The 25049-nt window shown below is 65.4% G+C and carries 20 protein-coding genes and 1 pseudogene; 12 read left to right on the forward strand and 9 right to left on the reverse strand.

Annotation, left to right across the window (positions count from 1 at the left end; translation table 11 throughout):
• The first annotated feature begins 61 nt into the window (after positions 1–61).
• The 3 genes from LDZ26_RS03885 (at position 62) to LDZ26_RS03895 (ending at position 3154) form a co-directional block, all read left to right on the forward strand.
• Positions 62–952, forward strand: a complete 891-nt coding sequence (locus LDZ26_RS03885) for a LysR family transcriptional regulator (protein WP_244848246.1) — start codon at positions 62–64, stop codon at positions 950–952.
• Between the two features lie 82 nt (positions 953–1034).
• A complete protein-coding gene (locus LDZ26_RS03890) occupies positions 1035–1433 on the forward strand; it encodes a cupin domain-containing protein (protein ID WP_370650638.1) in 399 nt (132 codons plus the stop codon).
• A 101-nt stretch (positions 1434–1534) separates the two neighbouring features.
• Positions 1535–3154 (forward strand): histidine kinase famiy protein, encoded by a 1620-nt coding sequence (locus LDZ26_RS03895; RefSeq protein ID WP_244848247.1) that lies wholly within the window; start codon positions 1535–1537, stop codon positions 3152–3154.
• A gap of 194 nt (positions 3155–3348) precedes the next feature.
• Here LDZ26_RS03895 and LDZ26_RS03900 read toward each other — a convergent pair whose 3' ends face one another.
• Positions 3349–3528 carry a hypothetical protein gene (locus LDZ26_RS03900; protein WP_244848248.1) on the reverse strand — a complete coding sequence of 60 codons (180 nt, stop codon included), beginning with the start codon at positions 3526–3528 and terminating at the stop codon, positions 3349–3351.
• Positions 3529–3729: 201 nt separating this feature from the next.
• Here LDZ26_RS03900 and LDZ26_RS03905 point away from each other — a divergent pair, with 201 nt between their 5' ends.
• Positions 3730–4533, forward strand: a complete 804-nt coding sequence (locus LDZ26_RS03905; RefSeq protein ID WP_244848919.1) for a hypothetical protein — start codon at positions 3730–3732, stop codon at positions 4531–4533.
• A complete protein-coding gene (locus LDZ26_RS03910; RefSeq protein WP_244848249.1) occupies positions 4533–5276 on the forward strand; it encodes a class I SAM-dependent methyltransferase in 744 nt (247 codons plus the stop codon). Before LDZ26_RS03905 ends, LDZ26_RS03910 begins: the two co-directional genes overlap by 1 nt.
• A 31-nt stretch (positions 5277–5307) precedes the next feature.
• Here LDZ26_RS03910 and LDZ26_RS03915 read toward each other — a convergent pair whose 3' ends face one another.
• Positions 5308–5490 carry a rubredoxin gene (locus tag LDZ26_RS03915; RefSeq protein ID WP_244848250.1) on the reverse strand — a complete coding sequence of 61 codons (183 nt, stop codon included), beginning with the start codon at positions 5488–5490 and terminating at the stop codon, positions 5308–5310.
• Between the two features lie 192 nt (positions 5491–5682).
• On the opposite strand from LDZ26_RS03915, the gene LDZ26_RS03920 reads away from it, so the two are divergent.
• The 5 genes from LDZ26_RS03920 (at position 5683) to LDZ26_RS03940 (ending at position 13397) form a co-directional block, all read left to right on the forward strand.
• On the forward strand, positions 5683–6084 hold the full coding sequence (locus LDZ26_RS03920) for a DUF4399 domain-containing protein (protein WP_244848251.1): 402 nt from the start codon (positions 5683–5685) through the stop codon (positions 6082–6084).
• A gap of 130 nt (positions 6085–6214) precedes the next feature.
• A complete protein-coding gene (locus LDZ26_RS03925) occupies positions 6215–8149 on the forward strand; it encodes an ATP-binding cassette domain-containing protein (RefSeq protein ID WP_244848252.1) in 1935 nt (644 codons plus the stop codon).
• A 310-nt stretch (positions 8150–8459) separates the two neighbouring features.
• A complete protein-coding gene (locus LDZ26_RS03930; protein WP_175939858.1) occupies positions 8460–10439 on the forward strand; it encodes a DNA topoisomerase IV subunit B in 1980 nt (659 codons plus the stop codon).
• A gap of 33 nt (positions 10440–10472) precedes the next feature.
• On the forward strand, positions 10473–12794 hold the full coding sequence (parC, locus tag LDZ26_RS03935) for a DNA topoisomerase IV subunit A (RefSeq protein ID WP_244848253.1): 2322 nt from the start codon (positions 10473–10475) through the stop codon (positions 12792–12794).
• Between the two features lie 144 nt (positions 12795–12938).
• Positions 12939–13397 (forward strand): CopD family protein, encoded by a 459-nt coding sequence (locus LDZ26_RS03940; RefSeq protein ID WP_244848254.1) that lies wholly within the window; start codon positions 12939–12941, stop codon positions 13395–13397.
• Between the two features lie 22 nt (positions 13398–13419).
• On the opposite strand, the gene LDZ26_RS03945 is transcribed toward LDZ26_RS03940, so the two are convergent.
• The 6 genes and pseudogenes from LDZ26_RS03945 to LDZ26_RS03970 form a co-directional block, all read right to left on the reverse strand.
• A complete protein-coding gene (locus tag LDZ26_RS03945; protein ID WP_244848255.1) occupies positions 13420–15858 on the reverse strand; it encodes an EAL domain-containing protein in 2439 nt (812 codons plus the stop codon).
• A gap of 355 nt (positions 15859–16213) precedes the next feature.
• Positions 16214–17104 (reverse strand): PhzF family phenazine biosynthesis protein, encoded by an 891-nt coding sequence (locus LDZ26_RS03950; protein ID WP_244848256.1) that lies wholly within the window; start codon positions 17102–17104, stop codon positions 16214–16216.
• Between the two features lie 79 nt (positions 17105–17183).
• Positions 17184–17645, reverse strand: a complete 462-nt coding sequence (locus LDZ26_RS03955) for a RidA family protein (protein ID WP_244848257.1) — start codon at positions 17643–17645, stop codon at positions 17184–17186.
• Between the two features lie 49 nt (positions 17646–17694).
• Entirely contained in the window at positions 17695–18891 is a 1197-nt protein-coding gene (locus LDZ26_RS03960) for a PLP-dependent aminotransferase family protein (protein ID WP_244848258.1), read from the reverse strand.
• An 85-nt stretch (positions 18892–18976) separates the two neighbouring features.
• Entirely contained in the window at positions 18977–19930 is a 954-nt protein-coding gene (locus tag LDZ26_RS03965) for a DMT family transporter (RefSeq protein ID WP_244848259.1), read from the reverse strand.
• Between the two features lie 199 nt (positions 19931–20129).
• Positions 20130–20792: pseudogene (locus LDZ26_RS03970) on the reverse strand (VOC family protein); the annotation flags it as partial.
• A 175-nt stretch (positions 20793–20967) separates the two neighbouring features.
• Between LDZ26_RS03970 and LDZ26_RS03975 the strand changes: the two are divergent.
• Positions 20968–22416, forward strand: a complete 1449-nt coding sequence (locus LDZ26_RS03975) for a PLP-dependent aminotransferase family protein (protein WP_244848261.1) — start codon at positions 20968–20970, stop codon at positions 22414–22416.
• Here the strand turns inward: LDZ26_RS03975 and LDZ26_RS03980 are convergent.
• Entirely contained in the window at positions 22413–22955 is a 543-nt protein-coding gene (locus LDZ26_RS03980) for a Rhs element Vgr protein (RefSeq protein ID WP_244848262.1), read from the reverse strand. The genes LDZ26_RS03975 and LDZ26_RS03980 overlap by 4 nt on opposite strands.
• Before the next feature lie 178 nt (positions 22956–23133).
• Here LDZ26_RS03980 and htpG point away from each other — a divergent pair, with 178 nt between their 5' ends.
• A complete protein-coding gene (gene htpG / locus LDZ26_RS03985) occupies positions 23134–25038 on the forward strand; it encodes a molecular chaperone HtpG (RefSeq protein WP_244848263.1) in 1905 nt (634 codons plus the stop codon).
• The last annotated feature ends 11 nt before the right edge of the window (positions 25039–25049 follow it).

The raw sequence follows: 25049 nt of genomic DNA on the forward strand, positions 1-25049 counted from the left end.
GTGATATAGAGACGAGGCGTCTCACTCATGGAACACTCCTCGAACGCTGACTAGGACCCGCATGGACCTTCTCGCTCTCGCTGACTTCAACCTCGTCGCGCGTTACGGCAGCTTTGGAGAAGCCGCTCGCGCGTCCGAGCGGCCCAAGGCGACGCTCTCGCGACGCGTCACCGAACTCGAAAACGACCTTCGCATTCGGCTCTTCGAACGCGGTCCGCGCGGGGTCACGCTCACCCAGGAGGGCCGCGCCCTCTACGAGCGCACCGGCGCGCTCCTGGCCGAACTCAACGAAAGCGCCGCCGCCATTGCATCCGGCAGCGACGAGCCGCGCGGCCGCTTGCGCATCAGCGCGCCCGCGCTCTTCTCGCAGATAGCCATGGGAAAGCTGGTGGCGTCGTTCGTCCTGAAGCACCCGCAGGTCCGCATCGAAGTGACGACGGAAGATCGCCCGGTCAACATGATCGAAGAAGGGTATGACCTCGTGATCCGCGTCAACCCTGAACCGAACGAGACGCTGGTCGGTCGCATCTTCCTGCGCGACCGGCTCGTTGTCGTCGCGCAGCCGGGACTGAAGCGACCGGCCGCCGAATCCAGCGTTCGCGCAGTCGTTCGGGTAGCGCCGGAAGGCACTGCGTACTGGGACGTGATCGGCGCGCGGGGAAAGGCGCGCATATTCATCGAGCCGGTCGCGCAACTGTCGTCGCTCGTCATGGTGCGCGACACCGTTCGCCTCGGCGTGGGCGCCGCCTGTCTGCCGCTGTCGCTGGTGAGCCGCGATATCGCCGCCGGCAAACTCGCGCATTGGGGCGATGTCGACGGGCCGGAGATTGCGTTGTGGGCGCTGTATCCGTCCAGGCGCTTGCTGAGCACGCGCGTGTCGGCTTTCCTCACGCACCTCAAGGCATCGTTTCCGTCGGGTACGGCGGATGAACTCGCGGCACTGATCGAATGACGGTGGTTCGGGCAGATCGTCCGCTTATGCGCTAGAGTCGGCGTCACGCTGGACCAAACGTTTCGTTCATGTGGAGTTGACCGTGCCTGTTCTTCAGTTTGCCGAATCATTCGACCTCGAAGCCGCGTTCGGCGATGTCCGCGAATATTGGTCGCCGAAAGTCGTCGCGCAAGTCAACGATCAGTATGTGAAGGTCGCCAAGGTGCGCGGTCAACTCGCGTGGCACGACCACGCGAACGAAGACGAGTTGTTCTTCGTGGTGCGCGGCAATCTCACCATCGAATACGAAGGCGGCCGCGCCGTGCGTTTGCCCGCAGGCTCCATGCACGTCGTGCCGCGCGGCACGCTGCATAACCCGGTTGCCGACGAAGAGTGCTGGATCGTGCTGATCGAGCCTGTTGAGACGAAGCACACGGGCGACGTGCAGTCGCCGCTGACGAGGACGATAGAAGAGCAGTTGAGCGGCGCGGCCAGAGCGTGATTCGCGTCCACGCGAACGCGACAACGTTGGGCGCCGCAAGCTAGAATCCTCGTCGACACATCGCCGGGTTTCGGCGGTCCTCGCGCACCGCCAGACGGTGGATGCGGCCAGAACGAGGACAAAAATTGAACATTGAGCGCCCCACCGTAAGCAACGTACGGCCATCCTTCAGCGACCATTCGAACGATATTTTTTTCGCGGCCGTTTCGACGACACGCATGCCCATGCTCGTCACCGACCCGAATCAGCCCGACAACCCGATCGTCTTCGTGAACTCGGCGTTCCTCAACCTGACGGGGTTCAGCGTCGAGGAACTGATCGGGCAGAACTGCCGGCTCTTGCAAGGGCCGGAGACGAGCCAGGCCACCGTGTCCGAGATTCGCGATGCCGTCCTGCAAGGCCGCGAAATCAATATCGAGGTGCTGAACTATCGCAAGGACGGGTCGACCTTCTGGAACGCGCTCTTCATCTCGCCGGTCAGAAACGAGGCCGGCGATATCGTGTATTTCTTCGCGTCTCAACTCGATATCAGCCGCCGGCGCGACGCGGAAGAGGCGCTGCGGCAATCGCAGAAGATGGAAGCGCTCGGGCAATTGACAGGGGGCATCGCGCACGACTTCAACAACCTGTTGCAGGTCATGAGCGGCTATGTCGATGTGATGAAGCTCGGCATCGAGGAGCGGTTTGATCTCAGCCGGTTCGTGATGCCGGTGGAGCGGATGCGCGATGCGATCACGCGTGCGTCAACGCTCACGCAGCAACTGCTCGCGTTTGCGCGCAAGCAGGAACTGCGCGGCCGAATCATCAACCTCAACGCACGGCTCGCCGACATTCGGGAACTCGCGGAAAACACGTTCGGCGACAGTGGGGCGCTCGACTTCGTTCCGGACCCGGGGTTGCGCAATTGTCAGCTCGACGCTTCGCAACTGGAAGTGGCCGTGCTCAACCTGCTTCTGAATGCGCGCGATGCGCTTAACGGCAAGGACAAGCCGCAAGTCACGGTGCGCACCGGCAATCTGTCGCTGACGGACCGAAGGCCCATCGGATTCGCGCAGCTCACGCCCGGCGAGTATGTATGGGTGTCGGTGAGCGACAATGGCACCGGCATTCCTGCCCATATTCTCGCGCATGTGATGGACCCGTTCTTCACGACGAAGGAAGAAGGCAAGGGAACGGGCCTGGGTTTGTCGATGGTCTACGGCTTCGCGAGACAATCAGGCGGCGCGGTCGATATCTACTCCGAGCCGGGCCACGGCACGACCGTGCGGCTCTACTTTCCGGCGGTGGCGGCGGAGCCGTCCATCGAGCAGCGGCACAGACGTGTCGCCGAGTCCGCGCACAACGAGACGATCCTCGTGGTCGATGACCGGCCCGACGTGGCCGAAGTCGCCGCGATGATCCTGCAGCAAGGCGGGTACAAGACGCGCGTTGCACATGGGGCGCATGACGCTCTCGAGATACTCGGCGGGGACGCTCAGGTCGAACTGCTCTTCACCGACCTCATCATGCCGGGAGGCATGAACGGCGTGATGCTCGCGCAGGAAGCGAAGCGCCGCAAGCCACTGCTGCGCGTCTTGCTGACGACGGGCTACGCCGACACGTCGATTGCGAGAAACGACATCGACGGCACGGAGTTTCCGGTGCTCCACAAGCCGTATCAGGCCATCGAACTGCGCGCGGCGATATCGCAGGCGCTGCACAATCCCGGCACCGACAGTTGACCGCGAAGCCTGCGCGACGAGCGCAGGCTTCGCGACGCGTCGCGGTGTAGTGAGATTCGGTGTGCTTATCGTTTTGTTCGTAAGTAGCGGCTTTCGACTCAGTCCAGTTCCAACGGATTCGAGATTCTAAGCCGCCAGGCATCGTCCGTTCCTTTCTCCATGACCTGAGTCGCGCAGCCCGATTCGACGTGCGGCTACCCGTCGGGTAGCGTAACAGCCAGCGTCCAGTCCGCCAGAACCCGCGCGATGTTTCCGCTCGACACCACGCGCCGCACCGTATTGCGAATGCGCGGCTTCGCGGCCAGCAGTTGCGCCATCGCGCGGTGTAGTTCATCCGGGCGCGCGCTGATCTCGACGCTGTTCGTCGGACGCATCGCGGCATCGTTGTCCGCCGATTCGTGGATTCCCTCGCGGAGGCGTTCGGCGATGCACCGCCGTTGTTCGACGAAACGCGGCTATGACAAGCCGCGCAGAAGCCGCTCGTCGTCAGCCTCAGTCGCCGCCCGCATTGGACCGCGAGCCGTTTCCACCGGATAATGCGAGCACACCCATTCTCGCTCGCGGCTCATGCGCTCATGACGGAAATCGAATCCGCGCTGCTCGTGTTCTTTCTGCTGCTCGCGAGCACTGGCATCGGCGCGATCATTCGGCCGCTCTTGCCGGAGGAGCACAAGGCGCAGGAAACGGTGCAGCTCGTGCAGCTTGTCGTCGGCATGCTGGTGACGTTCGCGGCGCTCGTGCTGGGGCTGCTGACGGCATCGGCGAAAACCGTTTTCGATACCACCGATAACGACGTGCGCGCCTACGCCGCCGCGATCATCGAACTCGACCGGGCGATGCGCGACTACGGCGCGGACCTCGACGAAACGCGCGCCGTGCTGCGCAGCTACACGGCGGCCGCGATTGCGAGCACCTGGCCGGCCGAGCCGCCTCCGCCGGGCGATTACTACCCGCAAGTGGAACCGTCGCCGCACGCGAGCGGCAAGCTGGAGAGTCGCGCGCTGGGCGAACTGCTCGATCGCGGGCAGCGTCAGGTCCGGTTGCTTCAGCCCGCCGACGCGTATCACCGCAAGCTCGCCGACAACACCGCCACGCGCTTCGAGCAACTCATCGCGCTGCGCTGGAAGCTGATCGAGGAAGCGCACGGCACCATTTCGTATCCGTTCGACCGCATTCTCGTCGGCTGGCTGCTCATCATCTTTCTGTGCTTCGGGCTGATCGCCCCGCGCAACGCGCTGTCCCTCGTGACGATCATGCTGGGCGCGCTTTCCATCGCGTCGGCCGTGCTCGTCATTCTCGATCTCGATACGCCGTTCACCGGCCCGATCATGGTCCACAGCCAGCCGATGCGCGAAGCGCTCGCCTACCAAAGCCGCTGATGCCGACGAATCTCTATGCCGACCCGCGCCTCGTCGCGCTCTACGACGCGCTCAATCCCGCCGCTGCCGACACAGCGTTCTACGTGGCGCTCGCCGAGTCGGCGGCGCATGTGATCGACCTCGGATGCGGCACCGGTCTGCTTGCTTGCGAGCTTGCCGGGCGCGGCTATCGCGTGACGGGCATCGATCCGTCGCCGCAGATGCTCAAGATCGCGCGCGGCCGTCCGTCCGGCGACCGCGTGACGTGGATCGAAGGCGATGCGTCCGCGCTGCCGTTCGTCGGCGCGGCCGACCTGCTCGTGATGACCGGTCACGTCGCGCAAGTGTTTCTCGACGATGCATCGTTCTTCGCGACGCTTGTCGCCGCGCGACGCGCGTTGCGTCGCGGCGGGCGCATCGCGTTCGAGAGCCGCAATCCGGCGGCGCGGGCATGGGAGGACTGGACGGCGGAGCGGTCGCTTAGACGCATAGAGAGCGCGGACGGACGCGCCGTCGACGTGTGGCAGGAGCGGCACGCGAAGCCCGATCCGCTCTCGACCGGCCGCGTCGCGTTCACGACTCACGCGCGCTTCGATGGCGAGACCGAGACCCTGCGTGCCGAAAGCGAACTGCGCTTCCGCACTCGCGACGAACTCGCGCAACTGCTCACCCGCGCGGGCTTCGCGCAGATCGACTGGTATGGGGACTGGAACCGCGCGCCGGTGGACGAAACGAGCCGCGAGTTGATCGCGGTGGCGCGCTGAAAGAGCGCCGCGAGTGCGGCGCCGTGTTGCTTCAGAACTCGACGACGACGAAATCTTCCTTGCCGACGTCGCATTCCGGGCAGCGCCAGCTCGCGGGAATATCGGCGAAACGCGTGCCCGGCGCGATGCCTTGACTCGGCAGGCCGTCCTGCTCGTTGTAGACCCAGCCGCAAATCAGGCATACCCAGCTTTTATATTCGATGACTTCGCTCACGACAGACTCTTGATTCGAATTGAAAAGGGCCGTGCAAGCCCGAGAGAAAGCTCGCGAAACGGCGAGCCGGCATCTTACCCGAAGCGCCGTCGCAAAAAACGCGCGTCCGATGCGGTCGGCCAAAAGGCAGGTGTATGCTGGGGCGCCGTTGATTTCCAGAGCGACGCTCGCTCCATCAAAAAGGAGAAGACCATGCTGAACAAGACCGTATTAGCCGGCGCCATCGTCGTTGCGGCGGCCTTCGCGGGCCACGTGCACGCGCAGTCGCGCGTGTACTTCATCGAGCCGAAAGACGGCGCCACCGTCACGAGCCCCGTCCATGTGAAGTTCGGCGTCGAGGGCATGACGCTCGCGCCGGCCGGCACGATGACGGAAGGCGCGGGGCACCATCATCTGCTGATCGACAGCGGCCCGCTGCCCAAGGGAACCGTGATCCCGGCGAGCGACACGTCGCTGCACTACGGCAAGGCGCAGACCGAAGCCGACGTCAAGCTGCCGCCCGGCGACCACACGCTGACGATGCAGCTCGGCGACGGCGCGCATCGCTCGTACGGGCCCGAGATGGCGCAGACGATCAAGGTCCACGTCAAGTAGGCGCGGGCGGCGGACGGCGCGCGCCACGGCCCGCGCGCCCTTGTCCGTTCGGCCGATGCGACCTTCGGCGCGAGGGAACATCGGTACAATGACCGCTTCCTCGGTATCGCCTTCGTTCGCATTCATCCCCATGTCGCTTTATTCCATCACGGACGCACAACTCGCGTTCGGCCACGTCGCGTTGCTGGATCACGCCGACTTCTCGCTCGAAGCGGGCGAACGTGTCGGGCTGATCGGCCGCAACGGCGCGGGCAAGTCGTCGCTGCTCAAGATCGTCGCGGGGCTCGCCGCGCCCGACGACGGCCTCGTCACGCGCCAGAGCGAACTCACGACCGTCTATGTGCCGCAGGAGCCCGAGTTCGATCTCGACGCATCCGTGTTCGATGTCGTCGCCTCCGGCCTCGTCGATGCGCGCACGCTGCTCGACGAATACGATGCCGTCGCGCACCGGCTCGCGGACACGCCCGAAGGCGCGGAGCACGACGCGTTGCTCGCGCGCATGAACACGCTGCAATCGGCGCTCGATACGCGCGATGCCTGGAACTGGCGCACGCGCGTCGCCACCACGCTCGCGCAGATCGGACTCGACGGCGAGGCCCGCGCGGGCGCGCTGTCCGGCGGCATGCGAAAGCGCGTCGCGCTGGCGCGGGCGCTCGTCGTGCAGCCGGACGTGTTGCTGCTGGACGAGCCGACCAACCATCTGGACTTCGAAGGCATTCGCTGGCTCGAAGAACTGCTCGTCACGTTGCGCACGGGCCTGCTTTTCATCACGCACGACCGCGCGTTCCTGGATCGCGTGGCCACGCGCATCGTCGAACTGGATCGCGGGCGCTTGCTGTCGTATCCCGGCAACTTCAGCGCGTATCAGATCCGCAAGGCGCAGCAGCTCGAAGTCGAGCAAGTGGAGCAGGCCAAGTTCGACAAGCTGCTCGCGCAGGAAGAAGTGTGGATTCGCAAGGGCGTGGAGGCGCGGCGCACGCGCAGCGTCGGGCGCATTGCGCGGCTCGTCGAAATGCGCAAGGAACGGGCCGAACGGCGCAACGTGCAGGGCAACGTGAAGCTCGACGTCGGGCAGGGCGAGAAGTCCGGCAAGATCGTCGCGGAACTGACGGACGTGACGAAGCGTTTTGGCGCGCGCACCATCGTCGACAGCTTCACGGCCACGGTCATGCGCGGCGACAAGATCGGTCTCGTCGGGCCGAACGGCGCGGGCAAAACCACGCTGCTCAAGCTGATTCTCGGCGAGTTGCAGCCCGACGAAGGCCGCGTTCGCACCGGCACCAACATTCAGACCGCGTATTTCGATCAGATGCGCGCGCAGCTCGACCTCGACAAATCGCTCGCGGATACCATCAGTCCCGGCAGCGAATGGGTCGAAGTGAACGGCGTGAAGAAGCACGTGATGAGCTATCTCGGCGACTTCCTGTTCGCGCCCGAGCGGGCGCGTTCGCCGGTGCGGTCGCTCTCGGGCGGCGAGCGCAATCGCCTGTTGCTCGCGCGCCTCTTCGCGCGTCCGGCGAACGTGCTCGTGCTCGACGAGCCGACCAACGACCTCGATATTCCCACGCTCGAACTGCTCGAAGAACTGCTCGCAGACTACGACGGCACCGTGCTGCTCGTGAGCCACGACCGCGCGTTTCTCGACAACGTGGTGACATCCGTGTTCGCGGCGGAAGGCGGCGGCAACTGGCGCGAGTATGTCGGCGGCTTCTCGGACTGGCAGGTTCAGCGCGAACGTTCGGACCGCATCGCCGAGGAAGCCGCGCGGCAAAGCGCGAAGGAAGCGCCCAAGGAAGACGCGCCGAAGGAAAGCGCGGCGGGCCGCAACGCGCAGCGCACGGTCAAGCTCTCGTTCAAGGAACAGCGCGAACTGGAGGCGCTGCCCGCGCGCATCGCGGAACTGGAAGACGAGCAGAAACGCATCGGCGCGCTGCTCGAAGACGGCTCCATCTTCGCCACGGATGCGAAGGAAGGCGCGCGCCTGTCCGAGCGTCACGCGGCCATCGAAGAGGAATTGCTCGTCGCGCTGGAACGCTGGGAAGAACTCGAAGCGAAGCGCGGATAGGCTCTGCGCTGGGCGGCGCGATTCGCCATTCGGCGCTCGCTTTAGCGCGCCCGAGGTGGGCGCGGCGGGCGAAAACCGCTATTCTCCTAGCGCGGCCGGACGGGCGGACGGGGCGAAGGCCCTCGCGACGCCTATCCGGTGAGGCAATCTTGAGCATTCGATAAAGCATTCGCCGGCATCGCGGCGTCGTGCGGTGACCATTCCCGCGCGGGGTCGCGAGCCGGATCAACGTTCAACTATGTCCACGAAAAAATCCAGTGTGGCCCAAGCAGCCACCCCACAGCGCGCCGAGGGCGCCAGGCCGCGCGCGATGAGCGCGAAGGCGGCGGGCTACAGCGAAGCATCGATCAAGGTCCTGAAGGGCCTCGAGCCGGTCAAGCAGCGGCCCGGCATGTACACGCGCACCGAAAATCCGCTGCATATCGTGCAGGAAGTCATCGACAACGCGTCGGACGAAGCGCTCGGCGGCTACGGCAAGCAGATCACCGTGACGGTCCACGCCGACAACTCCGTCTCGGTGGAAGACGACGGCCGCGGCATTCCGTTCGGCCTGCATCCGGAAGAAGGCGTACCGGTCGTCGAGATCGTGTTCACGCGGCTGCATGCGGGCGGCAAGTTCGACAAGGCCGCGGGCGGCGCGTACACCTTCTCGGGCGGCCTGCACGGCGTCGGCGTGTCGGTGACGAACGCGCTCGCCACGCGCCTCGAAGTCACGGTCTGGCGCGACAACAAGGTCGCGCATCTGGCGTTCGCCAATGGCGACGTCATCGAGCCGCTCACGACCCGTTCGCCCGAACGCGGCGAGAAGAAGAGCGGCACGCGCGTGCGCGCCTGGCCGAACGCGAAGTATTTCGATTCGCCCAATCTCCCGCTCGGCGAGTTGCAGCGCCTGTTGCGCTCGAAGGCCGTGCTGCTGCCGGGCGTCGAGGTGGTGCTCGTCATCGAGAAGACCGGCGAGCGTCAGACATGGAAGTACGAAGACGGCCTGCGCGGCTATCTGCTCGAAGGCATGGGCGGCAGCGAACTGCTGATTCCGCTGTTCGAAGGCGAGCGTTACGCGGACAACTCGCGCACGACGGAAGAGACTTTCGCGGAAGGCGAAGGCGCGTCGTGGGTCGTCGCGTGGAGCGAGGAAGGGCCGCTCTTGCGCGAATCGTACGTGAACCTGATTCCGACGCCCGCGGGCGGCACGCACGAATCCGGCCTGCGCGACGGGCTCTTTCAGGCGGTCAAGAACTTCGTGGAGATCCACAACCTTCAGCCGAAGGGCGTGAAGCTGCTCGCCGAAGACGTGTTCGCGCGCGTCTCGTTCGTGCTGTCGGCGAAGGTGCTCGACCCGCAGTTCCAGGGGCAAATCAAGGAGCGTCTCAATAGCCGCGATGCCGTGAAGCTGGTGTCGTCGTTCTCGCGGCCGGCGCTGGAGTTGTGGCTCAATCAGCATGTCGAATACGGCAGGAAGCTCGCCGAACTCGTCATTCGCCAGGCGCAGGCGCGCACGCGCGCCGGTCAGAAGGTCGAGAAGCGCAAGAGCTCGGGCGTGGCCGTGTTGCCGGGCAAGCTCACGGACTGCGAATCGACCGATATCACGCGCAACGAGCTTTTCCTCGTCGAGGGCGATTCGGCGGGCGGCTCCGCGAAAATGGGCCGCGACAAGGAGTTTCAGGCCATTCTGCCGTTGCGCGGCAAGGTGCTGAACACGTGGGAAACCGAACGCGACCGGCTCTTCGCCAACAACGAAGTGCATGACATTGCGGTGGCCATCGGCGTCGATCCGCACGGTCCCGACGATCAGATCGATCTCTCTAATCTGCGCTACGGCAAGATCTGCATTCTGTCGGACGCGGACGTAGACGGCGCGCACATTCAGGTGCTGCTGCTCACGCTCTTCTTCAAACACTTTCCGCAACTCATCGAACGCGGTCATGTGTGCGTCGCGCGTCCGCCGCTCTTTCGCGTCGATGCCCCCGCGCGCGGCAAGAAGCCGGCGCAGAAGCTCTACGCGCTCGACGAAGGCGAGCTCGAAGCGATTCTCGACAAGCTGCGCAAGGACGGCGTGCGCGAAACGCAATGGAGCATCAGCCGCTTCAAGGGCCTCGGCGAAATGAGCGCCGAACAGCTCTGGGACACGACGATGAACCCCGACACGCGGCGTCTCTTGCCGGTCCGCCTGGGCGATCTCGGCTTCGATCTCACCGTCTCGCGCATGACCATGCTGATGGGCAAGGGCGAAGCGGCGTCGCGCCGAAGCTGGCTCGAAGAGAAGGGCAACGAAGTGGAAGCGGACATCTGATGCCGGCTTCGGAAAACGCATAACGGATATTCGATGGGAATCACTGACGATCTTTTCGCCGAACAGCAAGCGGCGCCCGACGGAGAACACCTGACGCTCGGCGATTACGCCGAACGCGCGTATCTCGACTACGCGGTGAGCGTGGTCAAGGGCCGCGCGCTGCCCGACGTGTCGGACGGGCAGAAGCCCGTGCAGCGCCGCATTCTCTACGCGATGAACGAGATGGGCCTCGCGAGCACCGCGAAGCCCGTGAAGTCGGCGCGCGTCGTGGGCGACGTGCTCGGCAAGTATCACCCGCACGGCGATCAGTCCGCGTACGACGCGCTCGTGCGTCTCGCGCAGGACTTCTCGATGCGCTATCCGCTCATCGACGGTCAGGGCAACTTCGGCTCGCGCGACGGCGACGGCGCCGCGGCCATGCGCTACACCGAAGCGCGCCTGACGCCGATCGCGCGCTTGTTGCTCGATGAAATCGATCAGGGCACGGTCGATTTCATGCCGAACTACGACGGCTCGTTCGAAGAGCCGAAGCTCTTGCCCGCGCGCCTGCCGTTCCTGTTGCTCAACGGCGCATCGGGCATCGCCGTCGGTCTCGCGACGGAAGTGCCGTCGCACAATCTGCGCGAAGTCGCGCAAGCCGCCGTCGCGATGATTCGCGATCCGAAGCTCGATCACGCAGGCGTGATGGACAAGCTCAACGGCCCGGACTTCCCCGGCGGCGGGCAGATCATTTCGTCGCAAGCGGAAATCTCGGCGGCCTACGAAACCGGGCGCGGCAGTCTGAAGGTGCGCGCGCGCTGGAAGATCGAAGACCTCGCGCGCGGTCAGTGGCAACTCGTCATCAACGAATTGCCGCCGAACACGTCGGGCCAGAAGGTGCTCGAAGAAATCGAGGAACTGACCAACCCGAAGATCAAGCTCGGCAAGAAGACCCTGACGCCGGATCAATTGCAGACCAAGCAAACGCTGCTGGCGCTCGTCGACACCGTGCGCGACGAGTCGGGCAAGGACGCGCCGGTGCGCCTCGTGTTCGAGCCGAAGTCGAGCCGCATCGACCAGACGGAGTTCGTCAACACGCTGCTCGCCCATACGAGCCTCGAATCGAACGCCGCGATCAACCTCGTGATGATCGGCGCGGACGGCCGGCCGAGGCAGAAGGGCATCGTCGAAATCCTGCACGAGTGGGTCGGCTTCCGGTTCGTCACCGTCACGCGCCGGACGCAGCATCGCCTGGGCAAGGTGAACGACCGCATCCATATTCTCGAAGGGCGGATGATCGTCTTCCTGAATATCGACGAAGTCATTCGCATCATCCGCGAGGCGGAGGAGCCGAAGCAGGCGCTGATCGCGCGCTTCAGGCTCTCCGACCGTCAGGCCGAGGACATTCTCGAAATCCGTTTGCGGCAACTCGCGCGGCTCGAAGCGATCAAGATCGAGCAGGAACTCTCCGACTTGCGCGACGAGAAGAAGAAGCTCGAAGAACTGCTGAACAGCGACGCCGCGATGAAGCGCCTGCTCATCAAGGAAATCGAAGCGGACGCGAAGCAATATGGCGACGACCGCCGTACGCTGATCCAGCAGGAAAAGCGCGCGACGTTCGAAGTGCGCGTCGTGGATGAGCCGGTGACGGTCGTCGTCTCGCAGAAGGGCTGGGTGCGCGCGCTGAAGGGCCACGGGCTCGATCCGGCGGGCTTCACGTTCAAGGCCGGCGATTCGCTGTACGCCGTGTTCCAGGCGCGCACGCCGGACACGCTCATCGCGTGGGGCAGCAACGGCCGCGTGTACTCGGTGCCGGTGGCCGCGCTCCCGGGCGGTCGCGGCGACGGCGTGCCGGTCACGTCGCTGATCGAACTCGAATCGGGCACGCATCTGCTGCATTACTTTGCGGCGTCGGCGGAGCAGCCGTTGTTGCTGGCGTCGAGCAACGGCTTCGGCTTTATCGCGAAGCTCGGCGACATGGTGAGCCGCAACAAGGCGGGCAAGTCGTTCATGACCATCGACGAAGGCGCGTTGCCGCTCGCGCCGATGCCGGTGCTGCCGGGCGCGCTGTACGTCGCGTGCCTGTCGAATGCGGGCCGCCTGCTCGTCTTCGGCATGGACGAGATGAAAACGCTCTCGGGCGGCGGACGCGGCGTCACGCTGATGACGCTCGATCCCAACGAAACGCTGCGTCAGGCGCTCGCCATCGACGCGCGTGGCGTGGTGCTGATCGGCGCGGGGCGCGGCGGCAAGATCCGCGACGAGAAGCTCTCGGGCGCGCAACTCCAACAGCATCTCGGCAAGCGCGCGAGAAAGGGCCGCACGCCGGATACGTCGCTGAAGGTGAGCGAAATGCGGCCGGTGTTCGAAGGCTGACTTCGCGCCAAAGCGTAGATAGCGCCTCGCTGCGAACCTCGCACCGAGGCGTTTTCTTCTGGCTTCGCGCCGACGTTTCGGAACTGACGCGCCGCGCTTGAGTCGAACGGCCAAACTTCACTTACCTTCTGCCCTCGACACCTCATGACTCATGCCATCGAAGCCGCGCTCTTTCTTCACTTGCTCGGCGTGGCCGTATGGATAGGCGGCATGGTCTTCGCGCACTTCTGCCTGCGCCCCGCGCTCGGCGACCTCGCGCCGCAATTGCGTCTGCCGCTCTGGGAAGCCGTATTCGCGCGCTTCTTCAACTGGGTCGCGGGCGCGGTGCTCGTGATCCTGATCACGGGCGGCTTTCTGCTGACTCAATACGGCGGCGCGCATGCCGCATGGCCGCTTCACGCGATGGCAGGCCTAGGCATCGTGATGATGCTGATCTTCGGGCATATCCGCTTCGCCGTGTTTCCGCGCATCCGCCGTGCGGTGCAGGCGCAGAACTGGCCCGATGGCGCGCGGGCGGTCGGCACCGTGCGAAGGCTCGTTGTCGTCAATCTCGTGTTGGGAATCGTGACGATCGGGACTGCGGTGCTGTCGCGCGGCATCTGATCCCAGCAACCGGATCAACCGATTAACTACCGCGCTCGTCGCTCAACGCCGTATTCGACGGCTCCTGGCCGAGCGTGCCGAGCCCGAGCGCGCCGCTTGCGAGCGCCCAGCCGCATACGCCGAAGCGGTCCAGAAGCGCCTGGACGCCGTCGGCGGGAACGGGCCGCGAGAACAGGAAGCCTTGCGCTTCCACCGGACCGAGCGCCGCGAGCCAGGTGATCTGTTCCTCGCGCTCGGTGCCTTCGACCACCACGGTCAGCCCGAGCGAGCGGGCCAGATTGATGATCGCGGACACCATCACGCAGACGCTGCGATCTTCGGGAATGGCCTGGATGAACGAGCGGTCCACCTTGAGCGTATCGACCGAAAAGCGGTTCAGATACGACAGCGACGAATAGCCGGTGCCGAAGTCGTCGAGCGCGATGCGCACGCCCAGACGCTTGAGCGCAACGATCTTCTCCTGCACCAGTTCCGGATACTCGACCATCACGGTCTCGGTGATTTCGAGTTCGAGCTTGGCCGGCGGAATGCCGGACGCTTCGATCGCGCGGGCGACGGTTTCGAGCAAGTCGCCGCGCCAGAATTGCACCGCCGAGATGTTGACGGCGAGCGACAGGCCCGTGTAGCCGGCCCGCTGCCACTGCGCGAGCTGCGCGCAGGCCGTGTGAATCACGAAATCGCCGACCGCGACGATCAGCCCGGTCGATTCGGCCACCGGAATGAACTCGTTCGCCGGAATGAGCCCGTGCTGCGGATGGTTCCATCGCACGAGCGCCTCGAATCCCGTGATGCAGCGGCGCGCCAGATCGATCTTCGGCTGATAGACGAGGAACAACTGGCGCTCGGCGAGCGCGACGCGTAGCTGCTGCTCCCACTTCATCAGATGGTCCGCGCGATGCGAGAGCTGCGGCGAGTAGAACTGATAGCAGTTCTTGCCCGCGTCCTTCGCGCTGTACATCGCGAGGTCGGCCTTCTTCAGCAGGTCGATCTCGCTTTCATTCGACACCGAGTACAGCGCAATGCCGATGCTCGCGTGCAGCACGAACGCGCTGCCGCGCACGTCGAAGGGCGTCGCGAACATGGTCACGATGTCGTTGGCGAGCCCGACCGCGCGCTTTTCGACGTCGTCGCCCTTGACGATCACGACGAACTCGTCGCCGCCAATGCGCGCGAGCGTCCCGCCGTGGCCCACCGTTTCGGCGAGCCGCGACGCGGTCATTTGCAGCACGATATCGCCCGCGTTGTGGCCGAGCGTGTCGTTGACCGTCTTGAAGTTGTCGAGATCGATGAAGAGCAGCGCGAGCCGCCCGATGTTGTCCGTCTGCGCGACGTCGGCCCGCAACGCGCGCAGCGTCGAATAACGGTTGCGCAGCCCGGTGAGCAGATCGTATTCGACAAGATGCGTCATCTCGCGCTCGCGTCCGAGCAGCTTGCCGATCAATCCTGTCGCGACGGCGAAGAAGCCGAGCATCGCGAAAGAGATGAAGCTCGCCATCAGCAGATAGACGTTGCGCGTGTGGTTGTAGTCCGCGAATTCCTCGCGCTCCGAGAGGCCGACGAGCACGCCGAGCGGATAGCCGTCGATATGCCGGTAAGAGACGAGGCGCTTGACGTGGTCGATCGGATCGACATAGATGCCCGAGGCGTGCTCGGAGGTCGGATAGACGCCGCTTGCGCTGAATGCGGCGTGCGCGGATCCTGACGCATTGCCCGCGTTGCGCGAGCCCCCAGCCGACACCGCGTCGCGGGCGGAATTCTCCGCCAGCGTGCCGCTCGTGCTGCGCGCAAGCACCGAGCCGTTGTCCGACACCACGGCGATCACGCCTTCGCGCCCGATCGACGCGACGTTATAGAAGTCGCTCGTGAAGTACGTCGGGTCTTCGGAAACGACGACCACGCCCGCGAACGAGCCGTCCGGATGATTGAGCCGTCGCGTGATCTGCAGCGTCCACAGGTTCGAGACGCGCCCGCGCACCGGACGGCTGATGTAGAGCAGATCGTCGTTCGCGTGCAGGTGAACCTTGAAGTGCTCGCGGTCGGACAGGTCGATCGGCTTCGGATGCGGGTCCGACGTATTCGCGATCAGAATGCCGTCCTCGTCGATCAGCGAAACCTGCACGAGCGTGTCGCTCTGCACGACGCCTTTTTCGACGGTCGCGATCAGGTTGAAGTGGTCGGGCGCTTTCTCGTACTCGTATTTGACGAAGCGCGTGATCTGATCGACCTGATGAATCGCCTTGATGGTGTGCTGTTCGAGCGCGGACGAAAGAATCGCGGCGGAGGCCATCGATTCGTGCATGGTGGCCTCTCGTTCCACCGAAAGCCGCGCGAAGATCACCGCCCACAGCAGCACCAGCAGCAAGCTGCCGAGCACCGGGATCGCCAGCAGCGCGCGGCGCCGCCGCAGCGACGGCGCGTTGACGCGCGAATCGCTCGCCGCGTGGGAGCGCGTGCGCTTCATGGAGTGCCCGGCGCGGCCATGCCGCGAAGCGCGCGCCCTGCGAACCAGCGCGCGTCGTGAAAGTGGCGATGCATGTCTCGAGACGTTCGGCCAAAGCCGTTCAATATACCGCTTGACGAGCTTCGGCCGCCTGAATGCGACCGTTTAACCGTTTGCGTGACGACGAAGCGGGCGTCGGCGCCTGCGTTTGCGCCTGCGTTTGCGGCCTCGCCGCACTACGCGGCAGGGCGCGGGACCGGGTTCCGCGCCTTTCTTCCGGCCCCCGAATGTTCAGATAGTACTGAAGCCGCAGCGATTAAGAAAGCAAAAGCATGGCCGCTCGGGGTTTACGGCTAGCCGCGCGCAGGCCATTGTTTCACAAGCGGATTGTCCCTTCGATGACCGTCACCGAGTCGCCGCCGATCCACACCTGCGGGCCGTCCGCGCGGTCGTCGTAGATGACGGTCACGCGGCCGTCACGGTCGAGCGCGGTGCCCTGGCGCACCGTATACGCGTCGGCGGGGCGCCTGCCCTGGCGCGTGAGCAACATGGCGAGCGCGGCGTTGGCGCTGCCCGTCACCGGATCTTCGACGTTCTCCGCGCCGAGCAGCAGCGCGCGCAACTCGAACGTCGCCGGCACGCCGTTCTCATGCGGGCCATAGACCACGAGCCCGTGCGTGCCGACTTCCGCGACGAGCGCCGTCAGCGCCTGCCGTGCCTCGCCGCGAAGCGACATCGCGAGGCATTGGGCCGCGTCGCTCAGACGCACGATCAGCCACGGCGCGCCGTTGTCGACGGCGCACGGCGGCGCGCTGAAGTCGATCTCGACGGGCGCGAGCGCGGCGGCGAGACGCTCGCGCTGCGCTTCATCCAGCTCGATCATGCGCGCGGGCGGCGCGGCGAACGCCCAGCATCCGTCATCGCGGTCGCGCAGCGTCACCAGCCCGACGCCGCATTCCTGCACGAGCATCCCCGGTTCTTTCGGCGCGTAGCCGCTCGAACGCAGCGCGTGCGCAGTGCCGAGCGTCGGATGGCCGGCAAACGGTAACTCGGTCGCCGTCGTGAAGATGCGCACGCGATAGTCGGCGCGCGGATCGGTCGGCCGCAGGAGGAACGCGGTTTCCGAGAGATTGGTCCAGCGCGCGATGGCCTGCATGCGCTCGGTGGAAAGATCGTCGGCGTCGAAGACCACCGCGAGCGGGTTGCCTTTGAACGCGACGGACGTGAAGACATCGACCTGACTGAAGCGCACGGTGCGGGCGGACATGGTTTGAAAGTGGAAGGGTAATAAAAAACCCGGCGCGCTCACGCGGCCGGGTTTGCGAAGTGCGCAAGAACCGTCGCGATCAGCCGACTTCGGCGATCAATTCGATCTCGACGCACGCGCCGAGCGGAATCTGCGCGACGCCGAACGCCGAGCGCGCATGCTTGCCGGCATCGCCGAACACGTCCGCGATGAGCTCCGACGCGCCGTTGGTCACGATGTGCTGCTCGGTGAAATCGAAGGTCGAATTCACGAGGCTCATCACCTTGACGATGCGTTTCACGCGGGAAAGATCGCCGGTGTGCGCATGCAGCGTCGCGATCAGGTCGATGGCCACGTTGCGCGCGGCGGCCTTGCCTTCTTCGGTCGTGAGCGTGTCGCCGAGCTTGCCGACGTAGGGCTTGCCGTCCTTCTTCGCGATATGGCCCGACAGATAGACGGTGTTGCCGCTTTGCGCGCTCATCACGTAAGCGGCGGCCGGCGCGCCCGCGCTGGGCAGGTCGATGCCGAGTTCCTTCAGCTTGTCGTAAATGTTGGATGCCATCGTTGCTCCTGTTCAAGAGTGAAGGGCGCGCGGGCGCCCGTGAATCGCGTCAGATGCTCGCGCGAATAAGCGCGCCCAGCCTCGCGACGCCTTCGTCGATCGTCGCGGGCGGGACCGTGACGAACGAGAGGCGCATCGTGTTGTGTTCGGCCTGATTCGCAAAGAACGGACCGCCCGGCACAAAGGCCACGTTCTGCGCGATGGACTCCTCCAGCAGCTTCATCGAGTCGATGTGCTTCGGCAGTTTCACCCACACGAACATGCCGCCTTCCGGCCGGTTCCATTCGACACCCGCCGGCATGTGGCGTTCCAGCGCGGCGAGCATCGCGGCGCACTGGTCGCGATACAGCGCGCGGATGGTCGGCACGTGCGTATCGAGAAAGCCGTCCTTGACGACTTCGTACACGATGCGCTGCGTGAGGCTCGGCGTGTGCAGGTCGGTGGCCTGCTTCGACTGCACGAGCTTGAAGTGCAGTTCCTCGGGCGCGATGATGTAGCCCACGCGCAGGCCCGGCGCGAGCACCTTCGAGAACGAGCCGAGATGCACGATGTGATCGGGCGCCATGGAGAGCAGAGTCGGCAGCGGCGCGCCGGCGTAGTCGAGCGCGCCGTACGGATCGTCTTCGATCACGGGGAACGCGGCTTTCTGCGCGAACGCCGCGAGCGCGCGGCGGCGGGCGAGCGGCAGGCGGCGGCCGGTCGGGTTCTGGAAATTCGGCTGCGCGTACAAAAGGCGCGCATTCGCGACGAGCGCGGCATCGAGGCCTTCGGGGATCAGGCCGGACTCGTCGGTCGGCACCTGCACGTAGTTCGGCTCGAACAGCGAGAACGACTGCAGCGCGCCGAGATACGTCGGCGTTTCGACCAGCACGCGGCTGCCCGGATCGATCAGCACCTTGCCGAGCAGGTCGAGCGCCTGCTGCGAGCCGGTCGTGATGAGCACCTGCGTCGGGCGGATGGTCACGCCGTCCACCGAATAGCGCGCGGCCACCCATTCGCGCAGCGGCATGAAGCCTTCGGTCGCGCTGTACTGCAACGCCGCCGACGGCTGATCGCGCAGGATGCGCTCCGACGCTTCGCGCATTTCTTCGACCGGAAACGTGGCCGGCGAGGGCAGTCCGCCCGCGAACGAAATGACTTCGGGCCGCTCCGTCACCTTCAGGATTTCGCGAATCGCCGAACTGGTGAGCTTGCGGGCGCGTTCGGAGAGTTGCCACGGCGTGGCGCGGAGGTCGGCTTGATTCATGAAGTGTCTCGGTTGTCTCGGGTTTCGGTTATTGCGTTCGCGTGGGCAAGGAAGACGCGCAAACTGCGATTATCGCCCGCGTGGGTTATTTTGCGTGGCCGGGATGCGCGGCCACGGGCGCCGGGCTCTTACTGACGCTGCTCACCGCAGCCGGCGCGGCGCGCACCGCGGTCTTGCGGCCGATCACCACGGTGACGATCACCGCGGCCGCGTACAGCCACGTCGATGCGCTCACGTGCTCGCCGAAGAAGAGCGCGGAAAATGCCATCGTGAAGAAAATCTGCAGCAGTTGCACTTGTCCGACGCGCGCGATGCCGCCCATCGCGAGCCCGGCGTACCACGCGAAGAAGCCGATGAACTGCGAAAAGAGCGTGACGTAGCCGAACGCGAGCCACGTGCGCAACGCGAGCGGCTCCGGGTGCGCTGCGTGATGCGCCCACGCAAGCCAGCCCACCGGCAGCAGCAGGAACGGCGCGGACAGCACGAGCGCCCAGCAGATGACCTGCCAGCCGCCCATCTGACGCGCGAGACGCGCGCCTTCCGCATAACCGAGCGCGCCGATGCCGACCGCGACGAGCATCAGCAGGTCGCCCGCCTGCAAGCCGCCGCCGCCCGCCTGCAACGCGAACGCGACGACGATCGCGCTGCCCGCCACGGCGCTCGCCCAGAACGCTTTCGACGGCCGTTCGTGCGACAGCCACGCCGCGTAGATGGCGACGCACAGCGGCTGCAAGCCGTTGACTACCGCGCCGTGCGACGCGGGCACGGTTTTCATCGCCCAGGCGGAGAACACCGGGAACGCGATGATGACGCCGAGCGATACGACCGCGAGGCTCTTGATCTGCGGCCAGGTCGGGCGTTTCTCGCGCCGCCATGCGAGCAGGAGCGCCGCCGGAATCGCCGCGACGAGCGCGCGCCCGAGGCCGTTCAGAAGCGGATGCACTTCCTGCACCACGATGCGCGTCATCGGCAGCGTCAGGCTGAAGATGACGACGCCGATCAGGCCGAGCAGCATGCCTTCGGTTTCGCGGGTTCTCATCGTGGGGCGTCTCCTTTCTTATGCGTCAGTCGGGTGTATCGAGTGTTTCGGGTGAAAGCGGGAGTTCCGGCTGCGGCGCATCTTCGTCGGCCTTGCGGGCTTTCGCGCGGCGGCGTTTGTTCGACGCCTGCTGCGCTTCTTCCTGCGCGCGCCGGGCCGCATCCGACGATTCGGCGGTTTCGCCGAGCGTCACGACGGAGCCGTCCGGCAGCTCGAATTCCGCGACGAGCGCGGGCGCGCCCGCCGTCGTTTCCACGCGCATCAGATGCGCCGCGCCGAGCCACGCGAGCTGCTCGGCGACCGCCTCCGCGTTCGGGTGATAGCCCGTCAGCGAGCGCAGCAGGATGCCGGTCTCCGGGAGCGCGCCGCTCGGATGGCGCGGCGTGTCCCACTGAATCAGCGAGGGCAGCACGCCGTCGCCGGCGCCTTGCCACGCGGGGAACGCGCCGTCGTCGGGGACGGTGAGGCCCCACGTATTGCCGCCGCGCGACATCGCGACCACCGGCGCAATGCGTTGCGGATACTGCTCGCGCCAGCGCGCGAGCGACTTCGGACGCTCGACCCGCGCGACCCAGTGCACGAGTTGCGGGCCGTTCGCGAGGCGCGCGTGCATGGCCGGATCGTCGAGCGCGAAAAGGCGTGCGCGCGGCGCCTCGCGCGGCGGCGCGGCCGGATCGATGGCGATCACTTCGAGATACGCGCCGCCCCACAGGTTGAGCAGCCGGTTGTGCGTGCGCATCTGCGCGTGCGCGCCGCCCGGCGCCGTCTCCACGCCGAACGTCGCGGCGACGAACCGCGCGCCTTCTTCGAGCGTGCGCGCGGCGATCACGAGATGGTCGAGTTTCAGCGGATGAGCGGTCATGGCTTCGCGTGAGGCGGTAATCGGGGGCCGATAGCATAACCGCTGATTCTGGCCCGTCGGGCGTCCGTACCGGTCGCCGGAAAGGAAAATGTAGCGGCAATCACCAGAACAGTAACGGTACAATCGGCCTGATCCCATTCGGTACAGTTTCGCCCATCCGTCCGCCGAGGTCCGCATGTCCGTTCCGCTCGACCAGATTCCCGCGCCGCATGACGCAGAGCAGCTCACGCTCGTCGACCAGCTCGTGCAGTGGGGCCGACGCCGCATCGACGAGCGCGTGTTCCGGCCCGGCATGCGCATGCCGTCCATCCGCAAGCTCGCGATCGACAAGGGCGTGTCGCGTTTCACCGTCGTCGAAGCGTACGAGCGGCTCGTCGCGCACGGCTATCTCGATTCGCGGCGCGGCTCGGGCTTCTACGTGCGCGATCGCATCACGCCGTCTGCGCCGGGCGCGCTTGCCGTGTCGCAACGCGAGCCGGTGCAGAGCACCATCGACGTCGTCTGGCTCTTGCGCAACATGCTGCACACGGCGAGTCCCGAGAAGGGGCCGGGTTTGGGCTATCTGCCTTCGCGCTGGCTCGACGGCGAACTGATCACCAACGCGCTGCGGTCCATGAGCCGTCTCGCCGGCGCGCAAATGCTCGGTCTCGGCACGCCGCAAGGCTTCCTGCCGCTGCGCCAGCAGTTGCAGACGCGCCTCGCGGAACTGGAGATCGGCGCATCCGAGCAGCAGATCGTGCTGACATCGGGCATCACGCAGGCCATCGACCTGATCGCGCGCATCTACGTGAAGCCGGGCGATGCGGTGATCGTCGGCGATCCCGCGTGGTTCCAGATGTTCGGCCGCTTCGCGTCGCAGGGCGCGCGGCTCGTCGGCATGCCGTACACGCCCGAGGGTCCGGATCTGAACGCGCTGGAAACGCTCGTCGCGACGTGGCGGCCGAAGATGCTCATCGTGAACTCGGTGCTGCACAATCCGACCGGCACGTCGCTGACCGCGGCGCAGGCGTTTCGCATTCTTCAGCTCGCGCAGGAGTACGACTTTATCGTCGTCGAGGACGATGTCTACGGCGACCTTTGCCCGACGGGCTTCGCCGCCACGCGTCTCGCTTCGCTCGATCAACTGAAGCGCGTGACCTTTCTCGGCAGCTTCTCGAAGACGCTCGCCGCGAACCTGCGCGTGGGCTACGTGGCGGCGTCGGTGGACGTGGCCAACGCGCTCGCCGATCAAAAGATGCTCGTCGGCATGACGAGTCCGGAGCTGAACGAACGCGTCGTCTACAAGATTCTGACCGAGGGCCACTACCGGCGCCACGTCGAGCGGCTGCGGACGCGGCTCGACACCGTGCGCGACAAGACCGCGCGCATGCTGGAAAGCACCGGCCTGCGGCTTTTCACGACGCCCGAGGCCGGCATGTTCCTGTGGGCGGACGCGGGCGTCGATTCGGACGGTCTCGCGGCGGCGGGCCACGAGGCCGGCTTTCTGATGACGCCCGGCAGTCTTTTTTCGCCGCAGCAGTCACCGACCACATGGATGCGCTTCAACGTCGCCAATTGCGGCGATCCGGCGCTGCCCGCGCTGATCGCGGGCCATCTGGAGAAGGTCGCGCGGCGCTCGGTCTAGCGGCCGCCCGGCAAATGGCGTCGTGAAAACGGCGCGTCGATAAAATCCGCGAGCACCGTTTCGTAACGTGCGAGCGCATCGGGCGCGTGCCGGTAGCGGTGTTCGTAGAGCGCGCCGGGCGCGTCGCAGAACTTCAGCGCGAAGTAGTCGGCTAGCAGATTGCCTTGCGCTTCCATGTTGTAGTCGGACAGGCGCTTCTCCGCTCCGAGCGCATACCCGTAGCCGAGCCCGATGCGAATCGCGCCGCGCAGGCGCACCCAATAGCCGAGCTGGAACTGCCAGACGTGCGTCATCTCGTGGATGAACCACATCTGATCGCCGATGCCGCACCCCGAGAAGTCATCGCGATGGCACGCGCGCGGGAAATAAAGGCTGCCGTTGGGGGCCATTGCGGTATGCGGCGGCTGCAAGCCGAAGGGCAGATACGCCCGCGCATGCACGCGGACCGTCGCATAGTCGATCGCCTCGCGAAAGACGAGACGCGCCAGCGCGATCTCGCCGGGCGTGAGCGAGCGGGAGCGGCGGGCGGGCTTGAGCATGTCGTTCGGCGAGGTGGAAAGTGGCGCAGGCGCATCTTATCGAACGCGTCGCTCAACGCTCTTGAAATGGCGCAGGCCGCCCTCATATCGGACGAATTCGCCGGGCGGCGCGCCGAAAGCCGGCCGCATTGCCCGGCGGCACGACAGCATCCGACGACATCAACCAGAGGACCCGACCATGGCGCAAGAAACCATGAGCTTTCAGGCGGAAGTGAAGCAGCTTCTGCACCTGATGATCCATTCGCTGTACAGCAACAAGGAAATCTTCCTGCGCGAGCTGATCTCGAACGCATCGGACGCGGCGGACAAGCTGCGCTTCGAAGCGATCGAAAACAGCGCGCTGTACGAGAACGATCCCGACCTGCGCATCCGCATTTCGTTCGATAAAGCCGCGCGCACCGTCACCATCGACGACAACGGCATCGGCATGAGCCGCGACGAAGCCATCTCGCATCTGGGCACCATCGCGCGGTCCGGCACCAAGGAGTTCTTCTCGAAGCTCTCCGGCGACCAGCAGAAGGACGCCGCGCTCATCGGCCAGTTCGGCGTGGGCTTCTATTCGGGCTTCATCGTCGCGGACAAGATCACGGTCGAAACGCGCCGCGCCGGCCTGCCGGCGAGCCAGGGCGTGCGCTGGACGAGCGCGGGCGAGGGCGATTTTGAAGTCGAGGACATCGAGCGCGCGCAACGCGGCACCACCATCACGCTGCATTTGCGTGCGGACGAAGACGATCTGCTGTCGTCGCATCGGCTGAAATCGATCATCCAGAAATACTCGGATCACGTCGCGCTGCCCATTCTGATGAAGAAGGAAGAATGGGACGCGGAGAAGAGCGAGGTGGTCGTGAAGGACGAGGACGAGACCGTCAATCAGGCGAGCGCGCTCTGGACGCGCCCGAAGAGCGAGATCACCGACGAGCAGTACAAGCAGTTCTATCAGCACATTTCGCACGATCACGACGATCCGCTCGCGTGGACGCACAACCGCGTGGAAGGCCGGAGCGAATACACGCAACTGCTGTATGTGCCGAAGCACGCGCCGTTCGATCTCTGGAACCGCGAGCATCGCGGCGGCCTGAAGCTCTACGTGAAGCGCGTGTTCATCATGGACGACGCCGAGCAACTGCTGCCCGCGTATCTGCGCTTCGTGAAGGGCGTGGTCGATTCGGCGGATCTGCCGCTCAACGTGTCGCGCGAAATCCTGCAGGAAAGCCGCGACGTGAAGGCGATCCGCGAAGGCGTGACCAAGCGCGTGCTGTCGATGCTCGAAGAACTGGCGACGTCCTCGGCCGAAGCGACCGAAGACGCCGACAAGGAAAAGTACGCCACCTTCTGGCGCGAGTTCGGCCAGGTGCTGAAGGAAGGCATCGGCGAGGACTTCAGCAATCGCGAGCGCATCGCGAAGCTCGTGCGCTTTGCATCGACGCATAACGACAGCGACGTGCAGAACGTGTCGCTCGCCGATTACGTCGCGCGCATGAAGCCCGAGCAGACGAAGATCTACTACGTGACCGCCGACAACTGGCAGGCCGCGAAGAACAGCCCGCATCTCGAAGTGTTCCGCAAGAAGGGCGTCGAGGTGTTGCTGCTGACGGATCGCGTCGACGAATGGATGCTGTCGTTCCTGAACGAATTCGACGGCAAGCCGCTCGCGAGCGTGGCGCGCGGCGACCTCGATCTCGGCGCGCTCAACGACGAAGAAAAGCAGCAGCAGGAAAAGGTCGGCGAGGAAATGAAGCCGCTCGTCGAGAAGATGAAAGAGGCGCTTCAAGGCAAGGCGAAGGACGTGCGCCTCACGTTCCGTCTGACCGATTCGCCGAGCTGCCTCGTCGCGGACGAAGGCGACATGAGCGGCTATCTCCAGCGCATGCTGAAGGCGGCGGGGCAGAAGGCGCCGCAAGCGGAGCCGATTCTCGAAGTGAATCCGGACCATCCGCTCGTGAAGGCGCTGAACGCCGAGAACGCGAATTTCGCGGACTGGTGCCATCTGCTCTTCGATCAGGCGCTTCTGGCCGAAGGCGGCACGCTGGAAGATCCGGCGAGCTTCGTGAAGCGGACGAACGCGTTGTTGCTCGCGCACTAAGCCGTATTGAG

It is taken from the genome of Caballeronia sp. SL2Y3, from assembly GCF_022879575.1.
Taxonomy (GTDB): Bacteria; Pseudomonadota; Gammaproteobacteria; order Burkholderiales; family Burkholderiaceae; genus Caballeronia.